The sequence below is a fragment of the Eggerthella sp. BIOML-A4 genome, assembly GCF_009875575.1.
In the GTDB taxonomy this organism is placed as follows: domain Bacteria; phylum Actinomycetota; class Coriobacteriia; order Coriobacteriales; family Eggerthellaceae; genus Eggerthella; species Eggerthella lenta.
In genome coordinates this window covers 12,829-17,446 of the sequence record NZ_WWRX01000026.1, presented here as the reverse complement: position 1 = coordinate 17,446, position 4,618 = coordinate 12,829, and the positions used below count along the sequence as shown (strand labels likewise).

The following is a 4,618-nucleotide window of genomic DNA, read 5'->3' as shown; positions in this document are numbered from 1 at the left end:
CGCGCGGGGGCGCCGCGCGGCGAGGGCGGCCGCCCGACGGGAGACGGCGGGCATCGCCGCGCCCGTCGCCGCAGCCACAAGGCGGGCGGCTTGGACGGCGCGGGCGCGCCCGGAGCGGGCGGCGCGGCGCCGAGCGGCGAATAGCGGACGTACGGAGGAGGCTCATCGGGAATGAAGATCGACTACGCGCTGTTGACTGACCTGTACCAGCTCACCATGGCGCAGGGCTATTGGGAGACCGGCCAGGGCGACACGCAGGCCTGCTTCCACATGTACTTTCGCGACTACCCGTTCAAGGGCGGCTACGCCATCGCGTGCGGCATGGCGCAGCTGGCCGACCTCGTGGACGAGTTCTCGTTCTCGGACGAGGACGTGGCCTACCTGGGCTCGCTCGACGCGCCCGGCGGCGGCAAGCTGTTCAAGCCGGAGTTCCTCGACTACCTGCGTACCTTCGAGCTGCGTGTGGACATCGACGCGGTGCTCGAGGGCACCGTCGTGTTCCCGCACGAGCCGCTGGTGCGCGTGACCGGCCCCATCATGGATTGCCAGCTCATCGAGACGGCGCTTCTGAACTGCGTGAACTTCGAGACGCTGATCGCCACGAAGGCTGCGCGCGTGTGCCTGGCGGCGCAGGCTCCCGTGGCGGAGTTCGGCCTGCGGCGCGCGCAGGGCGCGGGCGGCGGTTTGTGGGCCAGCCGTGCGGCCGTCGTGGGCGGGTGCGCTTCCACGTCGAACGTGCTGGCGGGCAAGCTGTTCGACATCCCCGTGTCGGGCACGCACGCGCACTCGTGGGTCATGTCGTTTCCCGACGAGCTCACGGCGTTCCGCGCGTACGCCGAGGCGTTCCCGAAGAACTGCGTGCTGCTCGTGGACACCTACGACGTGGAGCAGGGCATCAAGAACGCCATCACGGTGGGCCTGGAGATGCGCGAGCGCGGCGAGCGCCTGAGCGGCATCCGCATCGACTCGGGCGACCTGTCGTGGCTCGCGCGCATGGCGCGCGCCATGCTGGACGAGGCGGGCCTGACCGACTGCGGCATCGTGCTGTCGAACGACCTGGACGAGTTCACCATCCAGTCCATCCGCGACGAGGGGGCCCAGGTGACCTCGTGGGGCGTGGGCACGAAGCTTGCCTGCGCATACGATCAGCCCACGCTGGGAGGCGTGTACAAGCTGTCGGCCACGCGCGCCCCGGGGGAGAGCGAGTGGACCGACCGCCTGAAGATCTCCGAGTCGGCCGCCAAGCTGACCACGCCCGGCGTGCTGGACGTGCGCCGCTACTTCTACTGCGGCAGCGGGCGCTTGGCCGGCGATATGGTGTTCGACGTGAACGCGCCCGGCGACAAGCTGCGCGAGGTTATCGTCGACCCGTCCGACGACCTGCGGCAGAAGAACCTCTCGGGGCTGTGCTCCGAGACGCTGCTCAAGCCGCTCGCGCGCGACGGCCGCACGGTGCTCGACGCGTCCGAACGCGACGCATGGGCGGCTCGCGAGCGTGCCCAGGCGGGCCTCGCCACGCTCGACGAGAGCCAGAAGCGCATGCTGAACGCCCACACCTATCCGGTAGGCCTCGAATATGGTCTTTTTGAGCGCCGTCGCGATCTGGTTGTGAAGCTGCGGGGCATCGCGTAGTGTACGAGGGTACGTCATCGACTGGTTCGGGCGCCTGCGCCCCATGTCAAGGAAGGATGTCATGATCAAGATACTCACCGATTCGGTCGCCTCCATTCCCGCCGACGTGGCGCGCGAAGCCGGCATCGACGTGGTCACCCTGTTCGTGAACCGCGAGGGATGCGAATACGCGGACTCTGAGATGGATTTGGACGCGTTCTACGCCGACATCTACGACATGGTGGACAACATCCCCACGTCCAGCCAGCCGTCCCAGCACACGCTGGAAACCGTGTTCGAGGAGGCGGCGCGCGCGGGCGACGAGGTGCTGGGCATCTTCATCTCGTCGGAGCTGTCGGGGACCTACGAGGGCGCCGTGCGCGCCGCCCGAGCCGTGAAGGCGCGCAACATCGACTTCACCTACGTCATCGTGGATTCCACGTCGTGCGGCTACGACGAAGCGTGGCCGGTGTTCGACGCGGTGGCCGCGCGCGACGCGGGCGAGGACCTGGCAGGATGCGCAGCGGCGGCGCTGCGCGGCATCGAGTCCACCCGCTTCCTGTTCACGCCCGAAACGCTCACGTTCCTGCAACGGGGCGGGCGCATCGGCAACGCGGCGGCGCTGCTGGGCAACCTCATCCAGCTTTCGCCCGTGCTCACAGTGAGCGACGGCAAGGCCGACACGTTCGCGAAGGTGCGCACGCGCAAAAAGGCGCTCGACCGGATCGTGACCGAGTTCAAGAAGGATGTCGAGCAGCACGGCCTGAAGCACGTCGTGGTGCACTACATCGGTGACAAGGCGCCGGCCGTCGCATGGGCGCGCGAGGTCGTCGAGCCGCTCATCGGGCGCACGGTGAGCGTGCTGCCGGTGAGCCCCGTCATCGGCCTGCACGTGGGGCCGGCCGTGGGGCTTGCCTACGAGTGCGCAAGCGCACTGGCCGGCAAGATCAGCGGCCCGGTGCAGGCGCGCGCCTGCGCTTCGTAGAGTCGCGCGATCGTCCGATACCGTATGCAAACCGCTCAGAAAGCGAGAAACGCTCATGCAGCATAAGTGCAACCTCATCATCGATTCGTGCTGCGACCTGCCGTTCGAGGTCGTCGACCGGGAAGGCGTCGAGCTTATCAGGTTCCCCTACATCATGAGCGACGGCGAGCATGCCGACGATCTGTACCAGACCTCGTCGGCGCACGATTTCTACCAGGCGATGCGCAACGGCGAGGAGCCTACCACCGCGCAGGTGCCCGTGCCCGTGTTCCGCGACGCGTTCGAGCGAGCCATCGCAAGCGGGGTGCCCACCGTGTACTTGAGCTTCTCCAGCGGGCTGTCCGGCAGCTTCGATGCAGCGGCGCTCGTGCACGACCAGCTGATGGCCGAGCATCCGGACGCCGAGCTGTACATCGTGGACACGTGCTTGGCCTCGGTGGCCGAGGCGCTGCTGGTGTACGAGGCGCTGCGTCAGCGCGACAACGGCATGACGGCGCAGGAGCTTGCGCGCTGGGCCGAGGAGGCGCGCTACTTCGTGGACGCCGAGTTCATGGTGGACGACCTGGAGGCCCTGCGCCGCGGCGGCCGCATCCCCAGCTCGGTGGCGTACGCGGGCTCGAAGCTGGACGTGAAGCCGCTGCTCACCATCACCGTCGACGGCAAGCTGTCGCTGGCGGGCGTGGCGCGCGGGCGCAAGAAGGGCATCAAGCAGCTGGCCGAGTACTACAACAAGCGCAAGGCCGACTCGCGGCCGGGTCGCTGCGTGGTCATCGGCAACGCCGACTGCCCGAAGGATGCCGCCCGCCTGCAGGAGGCGCTGGGCAAGGGCGACGACAGCATCCTGTTTCTGGAGAGCAGCATCGGGCCGGTCATCGGCAGTCACGTGGGGCCGGACATGATCGCGGTGGTGTTCTGGGGCAACGACAAGCGCGAGGAGCTGTCGGTGGCCGACCGCATCGCGAAGAAGGTCAAGGGCGGCGAGTAGCCCGCGCGCGAGCGGCTCGCGACACATGGAATTCGAACGCATCGGGAAAGGTGCTTAGATGGAACTTTCGTTCGTATACTCCGGCAACGAGACGGTGGGCGCTATGGTGGTGTCCCGCCTGGAGGCGGCCGGCTGCACGCGCACCGACGACGTCGCGCATGCCGAAGCCATCATCACGTACTGCACGTCGCAGACGGCGCTGGAAGACGCGTACTTCGACGAGCAGGGGCTCGTGCAGGCGGCGGGGAAGGGCGCGCTGCTCATCGACCTGTCGGCGTCGACTCACAGCTTCGCGCGCGAGCTGAACGCCGTGGCCGTGGTGAGCGACCTCATGTCGGTGGAGGCGCCGCTCGTGGTGGTGGACGTGGCCCGCGCCGACGCGTTCGGCGACCGCGACAACCTGGTGTGCTTCGTCGGGGGCGACGAGGAGGCCGTGGCGGAGGCGCGTCCCGTGCTGGAAGCGATCGCCGGCACGGTGCAGGAAACGGGCGGGGCGGGCTCTGCGCAGCTCGCGCGCGCCGCGTACACGCTGCAGACGACGGCGCAGGTGATCTCGGCCGTGGAGGCCGACGCGCTGTATCGCGCCGTGCGTCGCTCGTCGGCCTCGCTCGACCAGGCGACGGAGCGCGTGGGTGCGGCGACGCCCGTGGCCGAGCAGGTGCTGGCTGCGGTGAACACGGGGCGTTTCGACGGCACGTACACGGTTGAGATGTTCATGGCCGAGCTGTCCGCCGCGCTGACGGCGGCCGACGACGTGGACCTCATCCTACCGCAGGCCGAGGCGTGCCTGCACCTGCTGGAGCTGCTCGCTGTCATCGGCGGCTCCGACAAGGCGCCTGCAGCGCTGGCGCTGGTGTACGGCGAGGAGAAGACGTGCGCCGAGCAGGGCCTCGACTGGACGCGCGCTGAGCAGGCCTACGGCGACGTCGCCGAGGGCTTCGACGACCTGGACGACGACGGCCACGACCATGGGCACGATCACGGTTCCTTCGGCGATTATCCCGGCTACGGCGCGTACTCGGCCAATTAGGGTTCCG

General features: G+C 68.6%; 4 protein-coding genes. All 4 read left to right on the top strand.

The annotated features are described in order from the left end of the window. Positions 1-171: 171 nt before the first annotated feature. Entirely contained in the window at positions 172-1,632 is a 1,461-nt protein-coding gene (locus tag GT613_RS15050; RefSeq protein ID WP_114518287.1) for a nicotinate phosphoribosyltransferase, read from the top strand. A 61-nt stretch (positions 1,633-1,693) separates the two neighbouring features. Beyond that, positions 1,694-2,596 (top strand): DegV family protein, encoded by a 903-nt coding sequence (locus GT613_RS15045; RefSeq protein WP_021409597.1) that lies wholly within the window; start codon positions 1,694-1,696, stop codon positions 2,594-2,596. 55 nt (positions 2,597-2,651) lie between these two features. Further along, positions 2,652-3,581, top strand: a complete 930-nt coding sequence (locus tag GT613_RS15040; protein WP_009304716.1) for a DegV family protein — start codon at positions 2,652-2,654, stop codon at positions 3,579-3,581. 58 nt (positions 3,582-3,639) lie between these two features. Then, positions 3,640-4,611 carry an NAD(P)-binding domain-containing protein gene (locus GT613_RS15035; RefSeq protein WP_114552389.1) on the top strand — a complete coding sequence of 324 codons (972 nt, stop codon included), beginning with the start codon at positions 3,640-3,642 and terminating at the stop codon, positions 4,609-4,611. Positions 4,612-4,618 lie beyond the last annotated feature (7 nt).